This is a genomic window from Sodalis sp. CWE, from assembly GCF_019646055.1.
GTDB lineage: Bacteria > Pseudomonadota > Gammaproteobacteria > Enterobacterales > Enterobacteriaceae > CWE.
Genome location: NZ_JAESFE010000001.1, coordinates 550,944 through 575,846, shown reverse-complemented (window position 1 = coordinate 575,846; position 24,903 = coordinate 550,944). Strand labels below are relative to the sequence as shown.

General features: G+C 30.7%; 12 protein-coding genes and 4 tRNA genes. 10 read left to right on the top strand and 6 right to left on the bottom strand.

Annotation, left to right across the window (positions count from 1 at the left end; translation table 11 throughout):
* Window positions 1–58 precede the first annotated feature (58 nt).
* Window positions 59–316 (bottom strand): HPr family phosphocarrier protein, encoded by a 258-nt coding sequence (locus tag JK145_RS02195; RefSeq protein WP_220665203.1) that lies wholly within the window; start codon window positions 314–316, stop codon window positions 59–61.
* A gap of 1,409 nt (window positions 317–1,725) precedes the next feature.
* Here JK145_RS02195 and ligA point away from each other — a divergent pair.
* Window positions 1,726–3,777 carry an NAD-dependent DNA ligase LigA gene (gene ligA / locus JK145_RS02190; RefSeq protein ID WP_220665202.1) on the top strand — a complete coding sequence of 684 codons (2,052 nt, stop codon included), beginning with the start codon at window positions 1,726–1,728 and terminating at the stop codon, window positions 3,775–3,777.
* 278 nt (window positions 3,778–4,055) lie between these two features.
* Here ligA and JK145_RS02185 read toward each other — a convergent pair.
* Window positions 4,056–4,128, bottom strand: a tRNA-Lys gene (locus JK145_RS02185).
* Window positions 4,129–4,140: 12 nt separating this feature from the next.
* Window positions 4,141–4,216 (bottom strand) — tRNA-Val (locus JK145_RS02180).
* A 231-nt stretch (window positions 4,217–4,447) separates the two neighbouring features.
* Here JK145_RS02180 and gltX point away from each other — a divergent pair.
* On the top strand, window positions 4,448–5,872 hold the full coding sequence (gene gltX, locus JK145_RS02175) for a glutamate--tRNA ligase (RefSeq protein WP_220665201.1): 1,425 nt from the start codon (window positions 4,448–4,450) through the stop codon (window positions 5,870–5,872).
* Window positions 5,873–5,928: 56 nt separating this feature from the next.
* Window positions 5,929–6,001 (top strand) — tRNA-Ala (locus JK145_RS02170).
* 1,813 nt (window positions 6,002–7,814) lie between these two features.
* Here the strand turns inward: JK145_RS02170 and JK145_RS02165 are convergent.
* A tRNA-Arg gene (locus JK145_RS02165) sits at window positions 7,815–7,887 on the bottom strand.
* A gap of 1,601 nt (window positions 7,888–9,488) precedes the next feature.
* Here JK145_RS02165 and aroC point away from each other — a divergent pair.
* The 7 genes from aroC (at window position 9,489) to JK145_RS02130 (ending at window position 19,485) form a co-directional block, all read left to right on the top strand.
* The gene (aroC, locus tag JK145_RS02160) at window positions 9,489–10,562 is read left to right on the top strand and encodes a chorismate synthase (protein ID WP_220665200.1); all 1,074 of its coding nucleotides are present in this window, start codon (window positions 9,489–9,491) and stop codon (window positions 10,560–10,562) included.
* 1,016 nt (window positions 10,563–11,578) lie between these two features.
* On the top strand, window positions 11,579–12,790 hold the full coding sequence (fabB, locus tag JK145_RS02155; RefSeq protein WP_220665199.1) for a beta-ketoacyl-ACP synthase I: 1,212 nt from the start codon (window positions 11,579–11,581) through the stop codon (window positions 12,788–12,790).
* A gap of 221 nt (window positions 12,791–13,011) precedes the next feature.
* The gene (locus tag JK145_RS02150; protein ID WP_220665198.1) at window positions 13,012–14,151 is read left to right on the top strand and encodes a 4-phosphoerythronate dehydrogenase; all 1,140 of its coding nucleotides are present in this window, start codon (window positions 13,012–13,014) and stop codon (window positions 14,149–14,151) included.
* Between the two features lie 634 nt (window positions 14,152–14,785).
* Window positions 14,786–15,574: a tRNA pseudouridine(38-40) synthase TruA gene (truA, locus tag JK145_RS02145; RefSeq protein WP_220665197.1), complete on the top strand. Its 789-nt coding sequence runs from the start codon at window positions 14,786–14,788 to the stop codon at window positions 15,572–15,574.
* 135 nt (window positions 15,575–15,709) lie between these two features.
* Window positions 15,710–16,615, top strand: coding sequence for an acetyl-CoA carboxylase, carboxyltransferase subunit beta (gene accD, locus JK145_RS02140; RefSeq protein ID WP_220665196.1), 906 nt, complete (start codon window positions 15,710–15,712; stop codon window positions 16,613–16,615).
* A 110-nt stretch (window positions 16,616–16,725) separates the two neighbouring features.
* Window positions 16,726–17,973, top strand: coding sequence for a bifunctional tetrahydrofolate synthase/dihydrofolate synthase (folC, locus tag JK145_RS02135; protein ID WP_220665195.1), 1,248 nt, complete (start codon window positions 16,726–16,728; stop codon window positions 17,971–17,973).
* Between the two features lie 939 nt (window positions 17,974–18,912).
* Window positions 18,913–19,485, top strand: a complete 573-nt coding sequence (locus tag JK145_RS02130; protein ID WP_220665194.1) for a UbiX family flavin prenyltransferase — start codon at window positions 18,913–18,915, stop codon at window positions 19,483–19,485.
* Window positions 19,486–19,601: 116 nt separating this feature from the next.
* Here JK145_RS02130 and pta read toward each other — a convergent pair whose 3' ends face one another.
* Together pta and JK145_RS02120 are read right to left on the bottom strand one after the other, a co-directional pair.
* On the bottom strand, window positions 19,602–21,749 hold the full coding sequence (gene pta, locus JK145_RS02125; protein WP_220665193.1) for a phosphate acetyltransferase: 2,148 nt from the start codon (window positions 21,747–21,749) through the stop codon (window positions 19,602–19,604).
* Window positions 21,750–21,820: 71 nt separating this feature from the next.
* Entirely contained in the window at window positions 21,821–23,032 is a 1,212-nt protein-coding gene (locus tag JK145_RS02120) for an acetate kinase (protein WP_220665192.1), read from the bottom strand.
* Window positions 23,033–24,903 lie beyond the last annotated feature (1,871 nt).

Sequence of the window (24,903 nt, the reverse complement as noted above, 5' to 3'; positions counted from 1 at the left end):
AAGCTAATTACTAGATGAGATAGAACCTATTGATTAACTAAACAGGAATAAAATTATATTATTCAAGCTCTGTTATTAATTTAGCTAAACATTCTACTGCTCTTTTCTCGTCTTCGCCATCGGCAGTAATAACAACAGCAGTTCCTTTTGCTAACTCCAAAGTTTGGAGTTTAAATAAACTTTTAGCGCTAGCCTCTTTCCCATTAGAGGTTACAGTAATCTCGGAACTAAATCTTTTAGCTTCCTTGACGAATTGAACAGCAGGACGAGTGTGAAGACCATTAAAAGCAGTAATCGTAACTTCTTTCCAGTACATTTTTTTTCCCCAATTTACTTAGCCGCATTGGTATTAATAAGAGTCAAATTTTATCTTAAAAGGACCATTTAAGCTCATATGGTTTTATGGAAATTGATATAATTTTGAAAACATCACTATATTCTGTTGGGATACAATTACTCGTTGTTTTCGACAATCATTTTTCTAAAGTTATAGATATATAACAATAAGTATAATTTATTTCTAAACTAAATTTAAAATAAATAAAGAGTGCAGTCTTTAACTGCTGGGTAAAATTTATAGATAGAAAATTAAAAACTATTTATTAATTCTTGAATAATCCTTGAAAAAGTTATTCAATTCGATTTTTCATATCTTGACCATAAGAACGTAGTGCAACTTCTTAATTTAATCGACTAAAAATTTTCTTTAGTATGAATATCAACTGACGTTTCTATTAAAAATAATCTATTTAGATTGCTTTTCTAGAATCTAGAAGGAAAAATCAATAGATACATACATATACAAAAGATCCTTCGTTTATTGTTTGATAACTATCAAACAAAGAGTGTACACAATTTTATATTTATCAATAGATAATTTATTTATTAAAATGAAGATATCAAATCAATTAGATTAAGTAATGTTTATTAAAATTAATGATAATTTCACGTTTTTTATTAAAAATAAATTAACCTGTCTTTATTTATTCCTTCGTATTAAACGAAGTTATATAACAGTAATTATTAGTAATCATTTTATATACATCTTAATAAGAATTAAGAATTAACACTTTCGATGTAAAGCATTGTACAGATTTAAAAACGATCTGGAAAAGAAAAAACTAATTAATTACATTAAGCACATTTTGCTATTAGCAATATGCACCATCTGATATAGTTTGTTGCGGTTAATTCATTAAAAGTATGTGCACATTCCGTTAAGTTAGTTTTAATATTATTTTAAATCTAATTAGACTGACTAATTCAAAATCTTCAATATTATTGATATTTTCTGTAAGAACAACAATAATCAATAAAACTTTCTTAAAGTCTTAACTCGATAAAATTAATGTAATTAAATTTGTATTTAGTGTAATAAAACATATTATGCTACAATTAGCTTTATATTAAGATCAATATTAAAGAATAAATGACAAAAAAGACTATAAGCACAAGAAGTAAGTACATTTATTCTACGCATAATGAGTATAGTGTTATGCAAAAAAATTATATATTGTAACAATTATACAAAAAAAACAATCAAACATAGTGATTTATAAAAACTAGCCTAAAGGATTCTTTCTTAAGAAGAACTTATTAACTTTTTTAAGTTTCAATGACAAGTTTATCTGAAAATTAATATTGAACTAAAACAAGTCTTCTTGTCAGCAAAATTATTTTCTAGTTTATTTTTTAATTGATTTTTTTCAATTTTTGAATGTATTTATGGAGAAACAAATAAAGCAACATATCTCAAGATTAAGAAAACAATTACGGCGATGGGAATATCTTTATTACGTAAAAGCTGCTCCTGAGGTAACTGACAGCGAATATGATTTAGTTATGGCAGAGCTACGTATGCTAGAAAGTAGACGACCAAATTTGTTACGTTCCGATTCTCCAAGTCAATGTGTTGGTGGAACAACACAAAATGGTTTTCAGAAGGTGAACCATAAAATACCAATGTTGTCGTTAGACAATGTTTTTGAACGGACAGATTTTTTAGCTTTTGACAAACGAACTCATGAAAGACTTAAATATATCGGGAACATAACCTATTGTTGTGAGTTAAAGTTAGACGGTGTAGCGATTAATCTACTATATCGAGATGGAAAATTAGTACAAGCTTCCACTCGGGGAGATGGAAGTATCGGGGAAAATATTACTGACAATGCGATTACCATTCGCACTATTCCTTTGCATTTAAAAAAAAGCAGTAGTCTTCCGTACTTGTTGGAAGTGCGGGGTGAAGTATTTATATCGAAAGTAGATTTTCAATATCTTAATGACTCTGCTAAAAAAAATGGTTGCAAAGAATTTGTTAATGCTCGCAACGCTGCTGCCGGTTCTTTGCGTCAGCTAAATCCTACTGTTACTGCTGGAAGACCGCTACAATTTTACTGTCATGGCATTGGTATTCAACAAAAAGGAAAATTGCCGGAAAGTCATTGGGAATGTTTGCAGCAGTTTAAAGATTGGGGAATACCTATCTGCAATCATCTTTGTCTTTGTACTGGAACTGAAGAAGTATTCGATTTTTATCGACTAGCAAACGAAATGCGTGAATCTCTTGAATTCGATATTGATGGAGTAGTGATAAAGGTGGATTCACTAGCATTACAGAGACGACTTGGCTCTGTTACTCGATCGCCACGATGGGCTATTGCTTATAAGTTTCCAGCTCAAGAAAGAATAAGTCAGATTCGTAATATAGAGTTTCAAGTAGGAAGAACTGGAGCAATCACACCGGTTGCAAGTATTACACCTGTATTAATTTCTGGCGCTATGATAAATAAAGCTACTTTGCACAATATTTCTGAAATGAAACGATTAGGAATCATGATCGGAGATATGGTAATTGTTCGTCGTGCTGGTGACGTAATACCACAGATTATTCGTGTTGTTACACCTCGATTAAAAAAAGATACACGTCCAGTAACAATTCCTTCCTGTTGCCCAGCATGTAGTGCAAATATTGAGATAAATAAAAATACAACAATGATGCGCTGTACTGCTGGATTGAATTGCATAGCGCAACGCAAAGAAATATTGAAGCATTTTGTTTCTAGAAAAGCAATGAATATTGATAAGATTGGAGATAAAATTATCAATCAACTTTTAGAGCGAGGATTAATAAGAAATCCTGCTGATTTATTTCGCTTGAGTAAAACAACTTTGTCTCAATTAGATAAATTAGGGCAAAAGTCAGCAAAAAATTTGTTGATAGCATTAGAAAAATCTAAAAAAACCACTTTTGCACGTTTTTTGTTTGCACTCGGAATTCATGGCGTTGGTGAAACTATTGCTACTAATTTAGCTAATTTTTATAAAACACTTGACGCTCTAATTAAAGCCGATGTTAGTTCTTTAACAACTGTGCCAAATATTGGTAAAATCCTTGCGGCTCGGATCAATAACTTTTTTAAGATTCCGTACAATATAAAGTTAATACAAGATTTAATAGGTTCTGAAGTTGGCATTTATTGGTCTCAGCCGACATTGTCAAATATTCTGAAGAGTGATAGCTTTTTTATTGGAAAAACTGTTGTCCTAACAGGAACGTTTGTTTTCTCAAGGAGTAAATTTAAAAAACAATTGATATCGTTTGGCGCAAAAGTTAGAGAAAGTATCTCCACTAAAACTGATTTAGTTATTGTTGGAAACAAACCTGGGAAAAAATTAATTCAGGCAAGAAAATTAAACATTCCAATCTTAAAAGCAAGAAAAGCATTCCATATTCTATCAATAAATCATAGTGAAGATAGGATGGAAGACTAACAATCTAAAATTAATATCATTATTTGTTGTAATTTTTAATCATTATAAAACTTTTTTAAAGACATTAATTCACTTGAAACATCAAGAAAGCCTTCTCATATTATAATTTCATTAACTATAATAGTAAAAAATTGACCTATCAACTAAATTCTCAAAGTATTGAGATATGTTACTATTTCTTTGAAATAGAGAATTTTATAGACATAAAAACAACGTTTAAGACTCCTATCTACGTTTGTAAATAATAATGATGAAGAGATTCTTGAAAAGATAAATTTTGGGTCGTGCAGGATTCGAACCTGCGACCAATTGATTAAAAGTCAACTGCTCTACCAACTGAGCTAACGACCCACAAAGGAAAAATGGTGGGTGATGACGGAATTGAACCGCCGACCCCCTCCTTGTAAGGGAGGTGCTCTCCCAGCTGAGCTAATCACCCAACTGTGACACTTTTCGTAATGCTACAGGAAAACAATAAAATAAGTCAATAATTTTCTATTTAGAATATTTTTCTTTATGGAAGGCAGTTTTTTTCACTTTATTTTCTTAAGAAAGATTAATCGAGCTAAAAAAATTAGATAGAATAATAATGTTTATTTCTAACTAAAAAGTTAGTTTTCTAATTTAGAAAAACTTTGTCGAAATTTTTATTTTTTAATGACTATGATCAATGAACATTAGAACTCGTTTTGCACCAAGCCCAACTGGTTGTTTGCATATTGGAAATGCACGAACCGCCCTCTACTCATGGCTGTTTGCTCGCCACTATGGAGGTAAGTTTATATTGCGCATAGAAGATACTGATGCTAAGCGTTCCATACAACCAGCAATTAAATCTATTATGAATGATATGATATGGCTTACTCTAGATTGGGACGAAGGTCCCTATTTTCAAACTCGGCGTCTTCAAAGATATAATTTCATAATTAATGAGATGTTATTAAAAGGTACAGCCTATCTATGTTACTGTTCAAAAAAAAGATTGCAATTACTTCGGACAGAGTTGATAGCCCAAGGAAAAAAACCACGTTACGATGGTTGTTGTCGTAATAAGCATAAAAATTATTCTGATGATACACCTTTTGTAGTAAGATTCCGTAATCCAAGAGACGGAGTAGTAATATTTAATGATTTAATTTACGGACCTATCAAATTCAGTAATCAAGAGTTAGATGATTTTATCATTCGTCGTTCTGATGGAACTCCTACTTATAACTTTTGTTCAGTAGTCGATGACTCTGATATGAAAATATCCCATGTAATCCGGGGAGAAGAGCATATTAATAATACTCCTCGCCAAATTAATATTTTTAGAGCATTAGGATTGTCGATTCCAAAATATGCTCATGTACCATTTATTCTTGATAATAGTGGAAAAAAGATTTCAAAACGCCATGGTGCAATAGATATTATGCAATATCGTAATAACGGCTTTCTCCCGGAAGCATTATTAAACTGTCTAGTACGACTTGGATGGTCTCATGGCAATCAAGAAATTTTTAATATCGAAGAAATGAAGCAACTATTTAACTTCAATTCTATTAGTAGATCAGCAAGTACTTTTAGCATCAAAAAATTACTATGGCTCAACCATTATTATATTAATCATCTGCCAATCGATTATGTAGTAAAGAATTTAGCTTTACAAATAAAGAAACAAGAAATTAATATCCAAAATGGACCTCAATTAACAGATTTAGTAAAATTATTGGGTAGTCGTTGCAAAACTTTAAAAGAAATAGTAACTAACGGTTACTATTTCTATATAGAAGATCTTAATAAATTTGATTCTGACGCGATCAAAAAACACTTATGTTTTGAATCTCTTTCAATTTTAAAAACAGTCTATGCTAGGATAAAAGAAATTAAAGAATGGATGCCGGACAACATTCACGTAGTTATTGAAAATATCTCTAAAGAGCTACAAGTTAATATAGGGAAAATTGGTATGCCGATACGTATTGCTATCACTGGAGGATGTTGTTCTCCTTCCCTTGATGTTACTATGCATGCTATAGGTCAATCACGTTGTTTATCTCGGATTAATAGGTTTATTAAACTGATCCAATCGAAGAAGGGTGATTTTTGTTTATAAATTTCGAAAATTTTAAAAAAATTGATTTTTAGCTTTTTATGAACCAATTAGATACTGGGGCTGTAGCTCAGTTGGAAGAGCACTTGCATGGCATGCAAGAGGTCAGCGGTTCGATTCCGCTTAGCTCCATCAAAAAACATTAAGAGTTGCCATTATCAATAATGACGCACTCCTTTTTATAGACCAATAAAATAGTCGCTTTGTGCAATAGATATTTTAAATTACTAATTTAGCCAGAACGAAGTTCAACACAAGAATCAGAACAATATTTCAGACCAATTTAAGGAAAAGTAAAAACTACTTTTCTTTTATGATTATTGAAGTCTTTAACAATTTTTAAAAAAATTCCAATAGAAAATGAATTAAAAAATGATATTAAAATGTTGTCAAAATTTTTTAAACGTGAAAATAATTTCTTTATTTTATTATGTAATCCAATCAAAGTAATAGCTCATTTAATATTAATTTGATAACTAAAATACTATTAATTTTATGATTTTTAAAATTTTATTGATCGTCTTTCTATTTTTTAAGCAAAATATAGATTCCAAGAATACTGTGAGAACTAACACACTTAATAACAATAAGTAAAGCTTCAACAAATCAGAAGCCAATAATCATCACTGCAAAATTTTTACTGTTGCTTTAAGAAAGCATGAGAATATGCTTAATAAGCATTGGGAGCAAATCGTTTTTTATACATTAAAAAAATTATGGATCCTCTTTTTTATCGACAAATCTGAGTTTAGAAGAAGTAGGTAAGAGTAATTTATTTAAAATTAAAGGTATAAAAATATATTATCATAACAATATAATTATGTAAGAGCTCATGAAAGATATAAATTCTATCGATCTTTTATTGCGATAAAAGAGACATTTTTAAGAATCAGAACTTGTTTCAAGTTTATTTCTATAAATAATAAAATTTTCTAGTTGACTAAATTTTAGAAAGTTAAATGTCATTTAAATGACTCTAGTTTGTTTTTTTTATTTGTTTTAGATTGCGTAATTCTGATAATACGAAAAAAAAGAGGAAAGGTATAAGATACGCTTAAGATACTTATCAACATTGAAATAGTTATGATCAGAGATGATTGCCTAAAAAAACGAAACCGACTACTTTCTGCTTATTTTCTAAAAAGTTATTTCCTTTATTAGTCAAAAGCAGTAGTTCAGATAAATTGAGTAGTTTAAATAAACTTGGTTTTTTTTAGAATTAAGCAAATCTTCATCAAAGCGTTTCTTCATTAAGAATTTCTTTTTAAGAAGAGATTGCTATTCTAAATAGTTTTATTTTCTTGAAAACTTTTTAGAAGAATTGTTATTAAATAATGAAAAGTTGATTTTGTCATATAACTAAATAGTAAACAATAAAAATTATTTCTTAAGTCATTTCGTTATTAAATACGACTATCGTTTATAATTTTTTTAAAAAAAACAAAAATATCTATGTAAATAATTCAATCCAAACAATAATTAAAAAGCTATTTATTTATAATAATCTTTCCATTATAAATTATCTTTATCGATCCCAATAAAAACTTTAAATAAGGTTTACCTTTTTTTAAAATTAAATAATTCTTTAAATTTTTTCTAAAAAATCAAATGGTCTCAATAATTAAATAATAAGCTAATTTATTTAGAAAATTGAATCATTACCTCAACAATCAAACCTCCATAAGAAATTATGATTTGATTTATATGTATTGTATCTAAAATAGATAGATAATTGTTAATTCTAAATGAGAAACTCTATATTTAGATAGTTTTAAAGAATTTCTATTTTTCAATTAGGTTATGTTTTACTCAATTAACTTATAAATGACTTACTTTCTTTGAATTTTTTTAAAAAACTTACATATAAGACATATAACTGATTTTTTTTATTAAAAATTTTTAGAAATATTCTCAGTATATGAATGTCTGCAATGAGCAAGAAAAACGTCTCTGACAGGAGTCGAACCTGTAACTAGCCCTTAGGAGGGGATTGTTATGTCCATTTTAACTACAGAGACATATAAATCAGTTTCTACATTATATTTGTCCATTTTTAATACAAACGTTTACTAAATAAATGAATCTTTTAAAGATTGATTGTTTTTTTCACTTCATAATTATTATGTTTCGATCATATAATTTAAATTAAAAAAGTAAAAGAAAAAATCAGTTCTTTTAAAACTAAACTAATTATTTACTTCCAATGATTAGCAATTGAAATTGCATTCAGCTTTTTGAAAAGCGTTTATTTTTTTAATTAAAAAATCTTTCAAATAAGAAAATAAAAAATTTAGTAAAACATAAAACCTAAATAAAAATTATCATTAATAATAATATAATTATGTATAATTATACAGATTCATGTACAAAAAATTTCTTTATTTAAAATTTAAAATAAATTGAAGATTTAAAATCCTGTTTATTTCTATCATTTATAATCATTTGAATATATACTTGCTTGCTTGTTAAGCAGCTTTTTATTCTTAAATAAATTAAGAAATGTAAAATTTACATATTCTATATTTAGAATCAATTTTAATGATTAATTTTTACATAAATTGAAAATAGATTTCATTGTATAAACTGAAACTCTCTTGGAGAGAGTTAGTAATATTAAAGATATAATTTTTCTAATTTTCATAAAAAATTCTGTCTTATATTCTATAAGAAGAAGAAAAAGAAATTTTTCCTTTTATAGGAAAAAATATAAATAATACATTATCACGCATTACGATACATTACATTTAATTAGCTAATTCAAAAGCATTGTAATCTACATCTATGAGTATTACTTATGAAAAGTAAACTTCAGATTAAATATTTTGATATAAATGAAATATTTTTCGTAAACTCTAAGAAGAGCAAATAAGAAAAATTATTTTCTTCTTCAAGAAGTAACTGCGAAGAATATAATTCAAGCTAAACTTTTGAAAATTTTCTATAGTTAGTAACTAAAGTTAACTGTTTTCATTGTTCGTTAAATAAATTCATTTAGTGCTTCATTTCTATATAATTTTTTAATGTTTATTAACTATAAAAATAACATTGAACTATATTAACAGGACAGGTCTCTGTGTATATCCTTTTAATAAATCATAGTAATCTAAAAGAATTTTTTAATGAAATTAAAAGTTTCTTTAAAAGAAATTTACCTGTGTAATGAAAGTTTATTTATATTTTTTTATAGTTGGATGTTGATAATTAATTAAAAATTTATTTTTTAGTCTTAAAATGTAAATTGTTTTTACATAAAAAAACAAAAATTATTATTTTAATAAATAGTATTCATTTTAAAACTGATTTTTTTTTATTAAAAGATAAACTTCGATTAATTAATTAATTTAAAATTCATTCAATAAATCTTTATCTTGAATAGATTTATATTTTTGTATAGTACAGAGATATAAAAATTATTATGATCTATTGTTTTACAAAAAATGTAAAAATTAGAAAATAGTAAGATACTACAAAAATAGCCAAAATTTTTTATACAGAATACCTCACGTAAATGATTCTTATTCTTTATAAAAAATTTTTATTTTATTAAACGATCATCGTAGATCTATTAGTGCATTTGATAAAGCTAGAATCATCTTTTGATGATTTATAAGGAGTTAAAATGGCAGGGAATAGTATAGGAAAAATTTTTCGTTTGACTACTTTCGGTGAGTCTCATGGAATAGCATTGGGAGGAATCGTTGATGGCGTGCCTCCTGGAATTGCTCTTTGCGAAGAAGATATTCAAAAAGATCTTGATCGTAGGAAACCAAGTTTATCTTCATATACTACACAACGACGCGAGATGGATCGTATACAAATACTCTCCGGTGTATTTGAAGGCTTTACAACTGGTACTAGTATTGGACTTCTCATTGAGAATACCGATCAACGTCCAAAAGAATATGATTTCCTTAAAGATCTATACCGACCTGGACACGCTGATTACACCTATTCAAAAAAGTACGGTAGACGCGATTATCGCGGAGGAGGTAGAGCGTCAGCACGTGAAACAGCCATTCGCGTTGCAGCTGGCGCAATTGCCAAGAAGTACTTGGCACAAAAGAATGGAATATGGATACGTGCTTTTTTAGCACAAATGGGTAATATTCAGTGCGATCTTAAAGATTGGACACAAATAGAAAAGAATCATTTTTTCTGTCCTGATGTTGATCAATTGGATGCATTAAGTTCAATGATACGACATTTACAGGAAATCGGTGATTCCATTGGATCTAAAGTAACAGTTGTAGCAAAAAATCTTCCAATTGGACTAGGATCACCAGTATTTGATCGTCTTGATGCTGACTTAGCACATGCTTTAATGGGTATAAATGCAGTAAAAGGAGTAGAAATAGGCGATGGTTTTGCGGTTATTAATCAACGTGGCAGCGAGCATCGTGACGAAATTACTGCAGAGGGTTTTCAAAGTAATCATGCTGGTGGTATTCTTGGTGGAATTAGTAGTGGACAATCGATTATTATTCATCTTGCTATAAAACCAACTTCTAGCGTTATGGTTCCTGGCCGGACAATAAATCACAACGGTGACCAAATAGAAATAAAAGTCTTTGGTCGACACGATCCTTGTATTGGAATTCGAGCAGTACCGATCGCTGAAGCAATGACGGCTATTGTATTAATGGATCATTTTTTATGTCATCGCGCGCAATGCGCAGATGTCGCTCCATTATAACCAATAAACAGGTAAGCTGCATTGCAGATTAAGTAATATAATGAACTACTCAATTAGTATTAAATATACAGTGATTCACGAAAACCTTAAGAAGAGATAGTATTCGCTTTAAAGTTTTTAACGTGAATTAAAAGCTACATAGTGAGTATTGTTCTCGTAGACACAAAAATTATAGACTATAATACACTTTTTCATAGGGTTTTATAAATTAGTTAATTTTTCAGAAACATATTATACGTATGCAATGTACGAAATTTTGTATACCTAAAAAAGAAGATTTTGTTAAAAAACAAAAGCACTACAATGATTAAGCTTCTGCTTAAGAAGCATCGGTTAGTTTATTATAAACTAATAAAAACTTTGACTTTAAAATTATGTTGAAAATAGTGTATGACAAAAGATTAGTTACCACAATAATGTAGCATCTGAATTCTTAATTTCTTTAGATACTTGTTCGTCGGTGTTTATCTTACAATCAGTATAATTTTTTATCTTAAACTTAAGATTCAATTATTTATGAGAAATAAAAAAGTTATTTAATTTAAATGTAAAACTAGTTTTTTAAAAACTCAAAATATATTCCTATATATCACTAATCGTTAAAAATAGTAGAACTCACTTTAGTTGAGTAAGATATATTAAGAAAATATAGAATAAGCAGAAATCAACAAATTTTAATTCAATTTAATTTTCTTATTAAGATATGGTTCTTAAATAAGAAAGTTATTGAAATTGACGCTAATAGTCTGATTCTCTCTAAAAAAAAGCAGATTAAGTATTTATACTATTATTGAGAGGTACGCATGCTTAACTTGCATATTGTACCTCTCTTCTTTTTTCAAGAAGATATAACATTATAGAACGATTTAATCACATAGGATTTCTAACGTAAATTTTGTTAAGATCTTTTAATCAAGGGCTTGTTTAACTTACAGCTGTAAGCTAAATTGCCATTTAATTTTTTAGTAATGGCTTTTATGCTCACACACTATATAAAGATTATAAAGAGGTTTCAGATGAAACGTGCGGTGATTACCGGTCTAGGAATTTTATCAAGCATCGGTAACAACCCGAAAGAAGTTTTAACTTCGCTGCAAGAGGGTCGTTCTGGAATTACTTTTTCTCAAGAATTAAAAGATTCTGGTATGCGAAGTCATGTTTGGGGGAATGTTAAACTTGATACAACTGGTCTAATTAATCGCAAGGTAGCTCGCTTCATGAGCGATGCTTCCATTTATGCTTGTTTATCTATGGAACAAGCAATTGCCGACTCTGGATTAACGCCTAATATGGTATCTAATGACCGAACTGGTCTTATTGTTGGTTCTGGTGGTGGGTCGCCTCGTAATCAAGTTGCTGGATCCGACGGAATGCGTGCTAGTGGTCTTCGTGGAGTTGGTCCATACATGGTTACTAAAGCAATGGCCTCTGGTGTATCAGCATGTCTTGCTATTTCCTTTAAAATTCGTGGCGTTAATTATTCTATTAGCTCTGCATGTTCTACTTCTGCACATTGTATTGGAAACGCATTGGAAATGATCCAATTTGGAAAGCAAGATATAGTTTTTGCTGGTGGTGGTGAAGAACTATGCTGGGAAATGGCTTGCGAGTTTGATGCTATGGGCGCACTATCTACTCACTATAATAAAACACCAACAAAAGCTTCTCGTACTTACGACGTCAATCGTGATGGTTTTGTTATTTCTGGCGGTGGAGGCATCGTAGTAGTAGAAGAATTAGAGCATGCTTTATCTCGTGGAGCCCATATTTATGCTGAAATTATTGGATATGGCGCCACTTCTGACGGTGTAGATATGGTTTCTCCTTCTGGAGAAGGAGCGGTTCGTTGTATGAAGATGGCTCTAAAGAATGTTGATACTCCGGTAGATTATCTGAATGTTCATGGTACTTCAACTCCGATCGGAGATATAAAAGAGTTATGGGCAATCCGTGAGACGTTCGGAAATCAACATCCTGCACTTTCCTCAACCAAAGCCATGACAGGTCATTCATTGGGTGCTGCTGGTGTTCATGAAACAATTTTTACTCTTCTTATGCTTGAATATGCATTCATTGCTCCAAGTATTAATATTGACCAACTTGATCCACATGCAGAAGGTATGAATGTAATTACCAAACCAACACAATCAGATTTAAAGACTGTTATGAGTAACAGTTTTGGTTTTGGTGGAACAAACGCAACACTTGTCATGCGCAAATATTATTAGCTTTTCATATATCTAACCTCTATAAGATTTTATAAAGATCAAAATTACTCACAAATAATAGAGAAAAATTTTTTGACATATATGAAAATGCTACATAAAAAATTCGACAATTCTTATAATTTAAATAGAACAATAAATTGAAATGTAATGGGTTTTATTCAAGCGAAATACTCATAAGTAACTGTAGGAGGTTATATCTTTAATTAGCTGGAGGAAATTACATGAAATTTCTTATAGATGAAAACGTGCTTTATGCCAATAAACTTTTTCAGTGTTTTGGTGAGGTGAAAAGTTTGCCTGGTAGAGAGATTTTTGCACCTATACCGAAGCAAGTCAGTGCATTAATAGTACGTTCTGTAACTAAGGTTAATAAAGCTTTACTCGATGGAAGTCAAGTAAAATTTGTTGGCAGCGCTACTTCTGGTACTGATCATGTTGATAAAGAATGGTTACAACAAGCAGGGATTAGCTTTTCAGCAGCTTTAGGTTGCAATGCAATTGCCGTAGTAGAGTATGTTCTTTCAGCGCTTTTATATCTTTCGCAGCGGGATGGTTTCTCACTACATGATAAGGTTGTTGGTATTATTGGTGTTGGTCATATCGGAAGAGAATTGCAAAAACGGCTTAATATATTTGGAATACGAACTTTGCTATGTGATCCGCCATTGGCGGAGGCGGGTATCTACGACGAAAACTGGCAGTCACTAGAAACATTGGTAAATAATGCTGATATATTAACTTTTCATACGCCTCTTACATATACTGGTCGACATTCTACTTGGCATTTAGTCGATGATTCTGTGCTAGCAGCACTTCCTGATGGTCGTATTATAATAAATACTTGCAGAGGTGCAGTGATAGATAATGTTGCTTTGCTTCAAGCATTAAAAAGCGGAAAAAATTTAAACGTTGTATTGGACGTGTGGGAGTTGGAGCCTTGTATTTCACTGGATTTGCTGTCTCACATTGATATAGGAACACCTCATATTGCTGGTTACAGCTTAGAAGGTAAAGCACGTGGGACAGCACAAGTGTTCAATTCTTATAGCGCTCACGTTGGAAGCGAAATACGTACAAATCTGCAAGATTTGTTACCTCCCCCAACAATAAGATACATCCATTTAAGCAATGGAGTTGACGAAGAAATATTGCGATTGTTAGCTAATTTAATTTATGACATACGAAAAGACGATATGCATCTAAGGCGTTCAATGACAATACCAGATGTTTTTGATCGCTTGCGAAAAAATTACCATCCACGCAGAGAATGGTCGTCGATTGTAGTAGAAATCGAGGATTATGTTGGATGTTCTATATTACAGAATATAGGGTTTAGGGCTAATTACCGTACTTGCAATTAAAAAAACCGAATAATCTCATAAATTCTTATGAATGATAAAGTAAAACGATAATTATTAATTCATAGAAATTGATTTTTCTCAATACTAAAATAACTATATTGAAAGCCATCCAACGCAGTTCAATTTTATCATAAAATTAGCTCTCCTTGATAGGAATTATTAATTAAATATAAATGTTATTAATTTCCTATAAAGAAGTCGAATTTTTCATCCATATAATTATGAAACTTTATTCTTAATAAGAGTTATTAAGAATAAGATTGCATATCAGATATTTACTATATTTACATAATGCACCCCATAGGGATCTTCGAATTAAAAATTAATAAAGATATACGGCATAGTTTCTGCAAGTAAACAAATTTAATTCGATGATTTAACTAACTTGCTACTAATAACTTTGACCAGAAAAATTTAAAATTTAATAATTCAAGGCTACAATATTATGTTTTAACTTGAATGTAATTTCGTTTATTAATTAGTTCAATGTATGTAATTAAACAGATCTCCATAAAAATTTCTTTAAATATTTATTTATATAATCATATATGAACTTACTTATGAAGTACTCTATTCCATTTATGGAAATGGTCTCTTTCAAAATTTCAAATAATTTCCACTTAAAATATAGAAAATGAAAAAATTAGCATTAGGAATTGAGTATAACGGTAGCGCGTATGCTGGATGGCAAAGTCAACATAAAATGAATACTGTACAAAAATGTCTTGAGAATGCCATATCAATAATTGCTAATGAAACCATTACGGTTATTTGTGCCGGTCGTACCGATGCTGGAGTGCACGCTACAGGACAAATTGTTCATTTTAGCACTAAGTCGCAAAGACCAGATGCTGCCTGGACAATCGGAGTTAATTCTTGCCTACCGCCCGATATCGCAATACAGTGGATGGTTCCAGTTCCGAATCACTTTCATGCACGCTTCAGCGCGATTACTCGACGCTATCGTTATCTTATTTATAATCATCATCTTCGTCCGGCACTTTTACATTTTGGATTAACTCATTATCGTTATCCTCTCAATGTTTCAATAATGCAACAAGCTGGCCAATGCTTGATAGGGGAAAATGATTTTTCATCTTTTCGTGCTTTAAAGTGTTTTTCAAAAAGTCCATGGCGAAATGTGTATCATTTGTATGTTACACGTCAAAAGAATTATGTAATAATCGATATTAAAGCGAACTCTTTTGTTCAAAAGATGGTTCGCAATATTGTAGGCAGTTTGTTAGAGGTAGGTTGTGGCAACCGATCAAAGGAGTGGTTTATTGAATTATTGGCATGTCGAGATAGAACAAAGGCTGGGTGCACTGCACCAGCAAAAGGACTATACTTGGTAGAAGTAAACTACCCTTTTTATTTTTCTTTACCACAGTCTAAAATAGGTCCTTTGTTTCTTAAGACTTGACATGTTTAATTTTATTAACGAATAGTAATCCAATAGGAAAAAGAAAATTTCCTTCACAGGAAATTGTATTGTAATTAATACATAATGATTATACCTAAAACATATAGAGGCGCTTATGATTAGCGAAGATTATCGATGAGTTGGATTGAACGAATTTTTTATAAAAAAACTGTCGGTCCTTCAAAAAAAGTCCATATTCCAGAAGGAATATGGACTAAGTGTAGTAGCTGTGGTCAAATATTATATCGAATAGAATTAGAACGTAATTTGAACGTTTGTCCAAAATGCGATCATCATATGCGAATAGGTGCACGCATACGTTTACTTGCTTTTTTAGATAAAAATAGTGAATCTGAACTTGGAAGCGATTTAACACCAAAAGATATCTTAAATTTTAAAGATTTGAAAAAATATAAAGATCGCCTAGCCATAGCTCAAAAAGTGACTGGTGAAAAGGATGCTTTAATAGTAATGAAAGGTAAATTATATAATATGCCAGTTGTAGTAGCTTCTTTTGAGTTTGCCTTTATTGGTGGTTCAATGTCTTCAGTAGTTGGTGCACGTTTCGTTCTTGCAGTAGAGCAAGCTTTAAAAGATAACTGTCCTTTGATATGTTTTTCTGTTAGCGGAGGTGCCCGCGTTCAGGAAGCCTTAATATCATTAATGCAAATGGCTAAAACCAGCGCTGCATTAGTACGACTTCGTAAAAATTGTTTACCATATATCTCAGTGTTAACTGATCCTACTATGGGAGGAGTATCTGCTAGCCTAGCTATGTTAGGCGATCTAAATATTGCTGAACCAAAAGCACTGATTGGTTTTGCTGGTCCAAGAGTAATAGAACAGACAGTACGTGAAGTATTGCCAGCTGAATTTCAACGAAGTGAATTTCTGTTAGAAAAAGGATCCATTGATCTTATCATAAGACGTCCAGAAATGCGTTTTCGATTAGGTAGTTTGTTAGCAAAACTAACTCATCAACCACTTCCAAAAGAAGCACTACCATTAACTTCATTTCAGGACCAATCTACAAAATCTTAAAAAGAGATAATATACCTGACCCAGTTTGCCAAAGAATAATTACTAAATTTATTTAGTGCAATATATTTTTTAAAAATTAATATGAATGTCGTTTTAAGTGAGTACCTATAATGGAGAATATATCTTCTAAACCTCAAGCTACATCTTCGTTATCTTCATGGCTTTATTATCTTGAACATTTACACGATAAGCCAATTGACTTAGGTCTAGATCGAGTCCAATGCGTGGCTAGTAGATTAAATCTTTTTCATCCAGCACGTTGGATTATTACTGTTGGCGGAACTAATGGTAAAGGTACTACTTGTCGTCTGTTGGAAGCTATTTTACTAGCTAATAAAATGCGAGTTGGTTTATATAGTTCACCGCACTTACTTCGCTATACTGAGCGAGTAAGAATTCATGGTAAAGAATTACCAGAATCTGCTCACAGTGAAGCGCTAATGTTTATCGAAGCTGGACGTGGCGCCATATCGTTAAGTTATTTTGAGTTTGGAACTTTAGCGGCACTGCAGCTTTTTCGGAAAGCAATACTAGACGTGGTGATTCTCGAAGTGGGACTCGGAGGACGATTAGACGCAACAAATGTCGTACATGCTGACGTTGCTGTAATTACTTCTATTGCTCTTGATCATACAAATTGGCTTGGACCAGATCGTAACAGTATCGCAAAAGAAAAAGCCGGCATTTTCCGACATGGAAAGCCAGCTGTAATAGGCGAACCTGACCGACCGGAAACGTTAGATAAAGAAATTGTTAGTTGTGGTGCGAAATTGTATGCTTGCAATCGTGATTGGTGGTGGAGAATTGATGGTCATCACTGGCATTGGTGGGATAGTTTTCATAATCTTACAGCATTAACATTACCATCTATTCCATTGGAAAATGCAGCGACAGCATTAGCTACAGTTGCCTGTCTTCCTTTTTTGACATCAGAATTAGCAGTACGTCAAGGCCTTCGAGAAGCTATCCTTCCTGGTCGCTTGCAACATTTTAATTTAGCTCCACTAACCATTTTAGACGTAGCGCATAACCCTCACGCTGCAAGTTATTTATCTAAGTATTTAACAACGCTTTCTTGCACTGGAAAAATTCGAGCAGTAGTAGGTATGTTGTTAGATAAAGACATTCCTGGAACACTTATATGTTTACGTGAACAAGTCGATGTTTGGTATTGTGCTTCGCTTAAAGGTCCCCGTTCTGCTAGCGCTGAACAATTAGCCATATTTCTTGATGGGAATGCAAAAAAATTTAAGAGCGTAAAAGATGCTTGGCGTCAAGCAGTAAAAGAAGCTGCATTGAACGATTGTATATTGGTGTTTGGATCTTTTTATACTGTTTCCTCAGTTATGAACGATTAACGAAAATATTATTGTTTATTTCAGATAATAAACTTAGCTAAAGTTAATTAAATTTTAAATTAATATCGCAACCTTTTTGTATTGACCGAAACAATGGTCTTATCATATGCCTTTATCTTCTGATCTGAAAGAAAAGTAACTGTAAATAAGTTAATTGACTTATCAGATTAGTGTTTAATTATCTTTTATTTAGAAAAAATTCAATGTAAAATAATGTTAAAAATTGAATCTGCTAATTAAAAAATATCGTAATTTCATTCTATTTAGTGAAATTAATTTATTCATTAACTCTCTTTAAGAGAGCAGTCTCTTCTGAGAAGATAGGAACGATTAAAGATAAACTAAAAGTCAGTTTTTTCAACTAAAAACTAATTAAAAGATAAATAGTTAATGATTTTAGTTATCAATTTTAATGAATTTGAAAAAACACTAATGGAATATGGCTGTTCTATTGATTGAAATATGATTATTTAATCATAAGTGTAACTGTATTTCTAACTTTTTTGATAAATATTTAGGACTTTTCTTAGTTTATACATTTTTTGATTTGGTGTAAAAAATAGCAAAGGAAAAAGCAGTTACTTACCATCCATAAGAGAATCTAGACTATCACAAAATTATCATTCTGAATAAAAACTTAAGGATGGGAAATAGATAGATATTATCTAAGATATTTGGGTTTTTATTTAAATGAAATATTATCCTCGCGATTCTGTAATTTAAATTAAACTTTTTGGTAGGGCTGTTTTTTAATAGAAGTAAATTTCTTCTTTTATAAAGAAAATTGAAATATCATCAAAGTTGACTTTTTTATAAAAGTGACCTTCTCTTTTAGAATTTAAGAAAGATTCTTCTCACTAATAAATCACTTCTAATTTGCTAATGGAGTTAGACTGGCTTCTTTAGGTCGAAAAGTTAAAATAATAAATAAAATATAAAATGAAACGTCTGATTATCGGTATCAGCGGCGCCAGTGGAACTATTTACGGTATCCGTTTATTGCAGGCATTAACAATGCTGCCAACAATAGAAACTCATTTAGTAATTAGTTTAGCCGCTTATCAAACATTAAAAATTGAGACTACATATAGTATACATGACGTACAGAAATTAGCAAACTTTGTACATGATTCCCGTAATATAGCCGCAAATATTAGCTCCGGTTCATTTCAAACTCTTGGAATGGTAATTTTACCTTGTTCGATGAAAGCGCTGTCTGGAATTGTACATAGTTATAGTGACGGACTATTGGAACGAGCTGCAGATGTTATTCTAAAAGAGCGTCGTAAACTAGTTTTAGGAGTAAGGGAAACTCCATTGCATTTAGGTCATTTACGTTTAATGGCTTCGGCTGCCGAACTAGGCGCGATTATCATGCCCCCAGTACCATCTTTTTACAATCGTCCCACTCAAATAAACGATATTATTGATCAAACAATAAACAGAATATTGGATCAATTTAGTTTATTTTTGCCGAAAGATCTTTTTCCACGTTGGCAAGGAGTATCTTAATAAAATACTTTCATTGTAAATCCTAATCCATAAAAATTGATCTTTTTAAGCACTAACATCTAGACATGTATATATCAACTAGAAATAATTTATTGATTAAACCAATAATACAAAAATCAATTTTTTATTTCTTTCGATTGAATTGCAGTCAAAGCGATAGTGTATACAATATCGTCTACCAATGCACCTCGTGAAAGATCATTAACTGGTTTACGCATTCCTTGTAACATAGGACCAATGGAAATCAGATTTGCTGAACGTTGCACTGCTTTGTATGTTGTATTTCCAGTATTTAAGTCTGGAAAGATGAATACTGTTGCTTGTCCGGCTACTGGAGAATTAGGCGCTTTTGATTGTGCAACATCGGCCATGATAGCAGCATCATATTGTAATGGACCGTCAATTAGTAATTTCGGACACTTCTCCTTTACTAATCGAGTGGCTTTACGTACTTTTTCAACATCTTTACCAATCCCTGAATGACCTGTCGAATAGGAAATCATTGCTACGCGTGGTTCAATGCCAAAACTAGCAGCAGAATTAGCTGACTGAATAGCGATTTCTGCCAATTGCTCTACAGTTGGGTTAGGATTAATTGCGCAGTCTCCATATACCAATACCTGTTCGGGAAGTAGCATAAAAAATATAGATGATACTAGCGAATTACCAGGTGCCATTTTTATAAGCTGCAATGATGGACGAATAGTGTTTGCGGTAGTATGTGTTACTCCTGATACTAATCCATCTACTTCCCCTCGCTCTAACATTAACGTACCTAATGTTATATTGTCCTCTAGTTGAGATTTCGCTTCTTCTTCTGTTAATCCTTTATTTTTTCGAAGTTCAACTAAACGGCTAATATACTTTTCCCGTACAATTTTTGGATCAATAATTTTGATATTCTCACTCAGAAGTATGCCTTCTAAAGAAGCTATTTTATTAATTTCATTGGAGTTACCAAGCAAAACACAGTGCGCAATTTCTCGTTTAGTACAAATAGACGCTGCTTTAATAATTCGAGGTTCACTGCCCTCTGGCAAGATAATGCTTCTTCTAGATTGACGAGCTAATTCAGTTAACTGATAACGAAACAAGGGAGGCGTTAAACGTCTTGGATATTTAGATCTCACAGATAATAAAGACTCAACCCACGCTTTATCAATATGAGTTGCAATATAATGCTTTAAATTTTCTACTCGAATGTGATCATCAAAAGGAATTTCTAAGTTAAATTTTTGTAAGCTGAGAAAAACCTGCTGTAAGTTAATATTTACAATAAAAATTGGCAATCCTGTATCAACGAAAGCTTGTTTACATAATCGATAAATTTTTTGATTTACATTATTACCTCCTGTTAATAAAACTGCGCTAATTTTCACTCCATTCACTGCAGACAGACAAGCAGAAATCAATATTTCTGGTCGATCAATCGGAGTCACTAATAACAATCCAGTACGAAAGCACTCTATTATGCTTGATAGACCACTAGAGCAAAATATAACAGATTTTACTCGACGAGTTCTAATTTCTCCTTCATTTATAATCGTAGCATTTAAATAGCGTGCTATATCAATAGTACGTACAGCGATAAGATCAGAATTCCAGGGAATACAGCCTAATATTGGAAAAGAATCATCTTGAATCAGTTGATTTAGATTAATTTGAGAGGTATTAGCCTCTCCAATAAGGTTGTTAAAAATATCCGAAAAATTTGATTCTATGCAACCCTTTTTGTTGACTGGAGCATTTAACTTATTAATGATAACGCCGGTAACATTTCTATTGAAATTTGAACGAACTGATTTAATGTAATTTTTTAATTGATTTAAATAAGAATCACTGTTTGGTGATGAAACAAAAATTATTTCGGCGTTTAGTATACTAGCAATTTCATAATTTAATGCAGTAATAAATTGATATCTATCGCTTAGAGTTAAGCCTTCTACCAAAACTATTTCTTCTTTAAGCTTATTAGCATAATAAATGGCGAGGATTTTCTCCATTAGGATATCTTTTTGATTACAGTTAATCATCGATTCAACATAGCTTATAGCTAATGGTTCTATAGAAGAAGATATATTTAAATTAGTACGAACTATATGTATGGTAGCATCAAGAGAATCCATACTGGATCGCGGCTGTGCAATAGGTTTGAATATGTTGATTTTTATTCCTTTTTGCTTTATAGCTTGTATGATACCAAGAGTAATACTGGTCAAACCGACATTAATACCAGTCGGTATTAACATGATTGTACGTGACACATTAAACCTCTTTGTTTAACGATTTTTTCAATTAAAAATACCTTTTTAGAATTCTGTCAGAAAATATAATATCATTGTGATTCGATTAGGCGAGCAGCATCTTGAGCAATAACTAATTCCTCATTAGTCGGAATGACAATGGCTGGAAGGCTAGTTTCAGTAGTTATTATTCCAATACGGCCAAAACGAGTTGCTAAATTACGGTCATGGTCTACCTTGAATTTTAGTAATCCTAACTTTTTGAGTGATAACTCGCGTACTATCGCAGCATTCTCACCAATACCACCAGTAAAGATAATAGCGTCTAGTCTGCCTTCCATTAGAGTACTATAAGCACCAATATATTTAGCAAGTCGATGACAATATATATCTATAGCGCGCCTAGAGTTGCTATTTTTTTCGTGATAATGATCTTCAATATAACGACAGTCGCTTGTTATTCCGCTTAATCCAAGTAGTCCTGATTTTCTTGTCAATAACGTATTAATTTTAGTAATTGGCATTCCTAAAGTTTCATGCAAATAGAAAATAATAGCTGGATCAATGTCGCCACTTCTGGTTCCCATAACAAGTCCTTCTAATGGCGTCATGCCCATAGAGGTATCTACACATTTTCCATTTTGAATAGCACAAACAGAACTTCCGTTTCCTAGGTGACATGTAATGACATTTAAACGATTTACAGGCGTGTCAAGCAGTTTAGCTGCTATACGGCTGACATAAAAATGACTAATACCATGCGCACCATAACGACGGATAGCATGATTTTTATATAGAGAATAAGGCAAAGCGTAGAGATACGATTCTTCTGGCATTGTTTGATGAAAAGCAGTGTCGAAAACTGCTACATTTTTTTTTTCTAATTGTAAAAAATTTCTTAATGATTCGCGAATTCCTATAAGATGAGCAGGATTATGAAGAGGTGCAAATGGAATGGAATCTTCAATACCTTTTATTACATTGTCGTCAATAATAGTAGATTGAATAAAACGACTACCACCATGGACAATTCTGTGTCCAATAGCGATTAGTTGCTTTAATAATTCTGGTTTTTCTGTAAGAATTGTATTAAAAATACAGTGCATAACTTTGCTATATGAACTGTTAACACCTAACGTTATTTGCTTCTTAACATTATTTATCTTCCACTCGATATGTGCGTCCGGTGAATTTAGGTATTCAGCAAAGCCGGAAATACATTCTTTACCACCAACAGCATCAATGACAGCAAACTTCAGAGATGAACTACCACAGTTAAGGACTAGTACTGGCTTTCTTGACATAGAAACCTACTTTTTACATTGTGTGTATATCGCTGTAATATACATTATTAATTTTCCGAATAATTTTAATCAATAGCGTATTTTAAAGTACTAGCTTCTCAGACAATTTATCATTTAACTATCTTTTCTTTTATCTCTTTTTTTTGAAAATTATGTAATAACTCCATTAAGAATTCACATAATTTTCAATTGATGAAATTATAGATTTTATTTAAATTCAATTAACGTTTAAAAACTTAGTTCTTTAAAAGAAATTTAGAGGATTCTGATTCTTTTCTTTATCTAAAAGAAATAACTCCTTTCTTTGAAAGAAAAAACTTTTATTAAAAATAATCCAATTTATTGATGTTAAAGCAATAATTAATAATCGTTAAAATAGTTGCCTTTTACCATACAATTCAGAATTAAATATTCTAACAAACAAATACACTTACAGGACAAATTTATTTATTATTTGAAGCATTGGTAATACTTTTTAGTAAATGTTAGTATACTTAATTTATTTTAGGTTTTTTGGGTTTTCAAAAATTAAACTTAACTGACTAAATAAAATTTTAGAATGTGAACAATTTAAACTTTTTTCAAAAAAACATGCTTCAAACGTAGAAAATTTTATATTATCTTACTAAAGTATTACAGTCTTTACTGCTTACATTTCAATAAGTTTTGCATTATAAATAACTAACTGTTTTCCAAATATTGGAGTTTATAAAAATCATAATTACCTCCGTAAGTTTTCTTTTAAAATTAGAATTTTGCCTAGTCAAAACTATTGATCCATTTCTCTATTTTTAAAAAAATCGTTCTTATAAGTTTTTTAAAAAAAATTGTTTATTCTTTTATAAAGTTTAATTTTAAAGTAAAAAAATTTATTAAAGTATAATAATTTATCGATGTTTTAATTCTTGCATGGAAAAAAGAATAAGTATATTAAAAACGTGCTATATGTACCTTAGCAAAAGAATTTTGCATAGCATTAAATTTTTTAATTTATGAAGATTAAAAGCCTAATTTTTCAAAAACCTACAAAGTTTTTTTTAAAAGTTTAGCATATTTGAAATATAGAAATTATATCCTCCTTTTTAAGGAGTTACCTTCTATTGTACGAAATTGTAAGCTCTTCCTATTGTAGTCAGGTAAGAAGAAGGGCACTCTATAATAGTTTTTTAGCAAAAAAGTTTTAATTTTAAATCCGTTAATTTAATGATATTTATTTTTGGTTCTTAACTAAGAAGATCTTAGTACTATTCAATAATTAAAATCGAAATCAGTTTTTAAAGTAACTGCTTTTGATTTTTCTAAAATTAGATTTTTATTCATAAATCGACGTCATCTCCTTGATAAACATCTTATGCTTAGCACGCGAGAATATATGGAAGTTTTTCCGAACAATTCTTACGTAAATCAAAGGTTTAAAAATTAAATATTTAGAAATCAGAAAGAATAGCGTAATTTCGTAAGAAATTGATCTTTTCATATTTCAATTCAAAAAGTTTTTCGTTCTAAATTTGAATATGTAACTGCCGTTTACTATGAAAAATTTTTTAAATGAAAAGTATTCGTTGCTATTGATTGTTTTTTTTAATAAAATGAGCTTTTCATCTTCTTTTTAGAAGAAATAAAATATTATACAATCCTGATGACAGTTACTAATACAATATTTTAACTCTAGTTTCGCTATCAGAAATGGTTATTTACTTAGTATCTACGAATAAAAAACATGTAAAGTTAGCAAAATCAAGTAAATTTCTGTTATTTATATTAAAATTATCAAAAATATAAACATAGGTTGTGCTTTTACAAAGCAACATGTAGTTTAACCTTACAGCATGAGACATGTTAGTACACAAAATATACTTCTTCTGAAGAAG

What these genes read in the sequence shown, in the direction of transcription:
- JK145_RS02195 (WP_220665203.1), bottom strand. Translation starts at nt 316, where the DNA reads ATGTACTGGAAAGAAGTTACGATTACTGCTTTTAATGGTCTTCACACT.
- ligA (WP_220665202.1), top strand. Translation starts at nt 1,726, where the DNA reads ATGGAGAAACAAATAAAGCAACATATCTCAAGATTAAGAAAACAATTA.
- gltX (WP_220665201.1), top strand. Translation starts at nt 4,448, where the DNA reads ATGAACATTAGAACTCGTTTTGCACCAAGCCCAACTGGTTGTTTGCAT.
- aroC (WP_220665200.1), top strand. Translation starts at nt 9,489, where the DNA reads ATGGCAGGGAATAGTATAGGAAAAATTTTTCGTTTGACTACTTTCGGT.
- fabB (WP_220665199.1), top strand. Translation starts at nt 11,579, where the DNA reads ATGAAACGTGCGGTGATTACCGGTCTAGGAATTTTATCAAGCATCGGT.
- JK145_RS02150 (WP_220665198.1), top strand. Translation starts at nt 13,012, where the DNA reads ATGAAATTTCTTATAGATGAAAACGTGCTTTATGCCAATAAACTTTTT.
- truA (WP_220665197.1), top strand. Translation starts at nt 14,786, where the DNA reads ATGAAAAAATTAGCATTAGGAATTGAGTATAACGGTAGCGCGTATGCT.
- accD (WP_220665196.1), top strand. Translation starts at nt 15,710, where the DNA reads ATGAGTTGGATTGAACGAATTTTTTATAAAAAAACTGTCGGTCCTTCA.
- folC (WP_220665195.1), top strand. Translation starts at nt 16,726, where the DNA reads ATGGAGAATATATCTTCTAAACCTCAAGCTACATCTTCGTTATCTTCA.
- JK145_RS02130 (WP_220665194.1), top strand. Translation starts at nt 18,913, where the DNA reads ATGAAACGTCTGATTATCGGTATCAGCGGCGCCAGTGGAACTATTTAC.
- JK145_RS02120 (WP_220665192.1), bottom strand. Translation starts at nt 23,032, where the DNA reads ATGTCAAGAAAGCCAGTACTAGTCCTTAACTGTGGTAGTTCATCTCTG.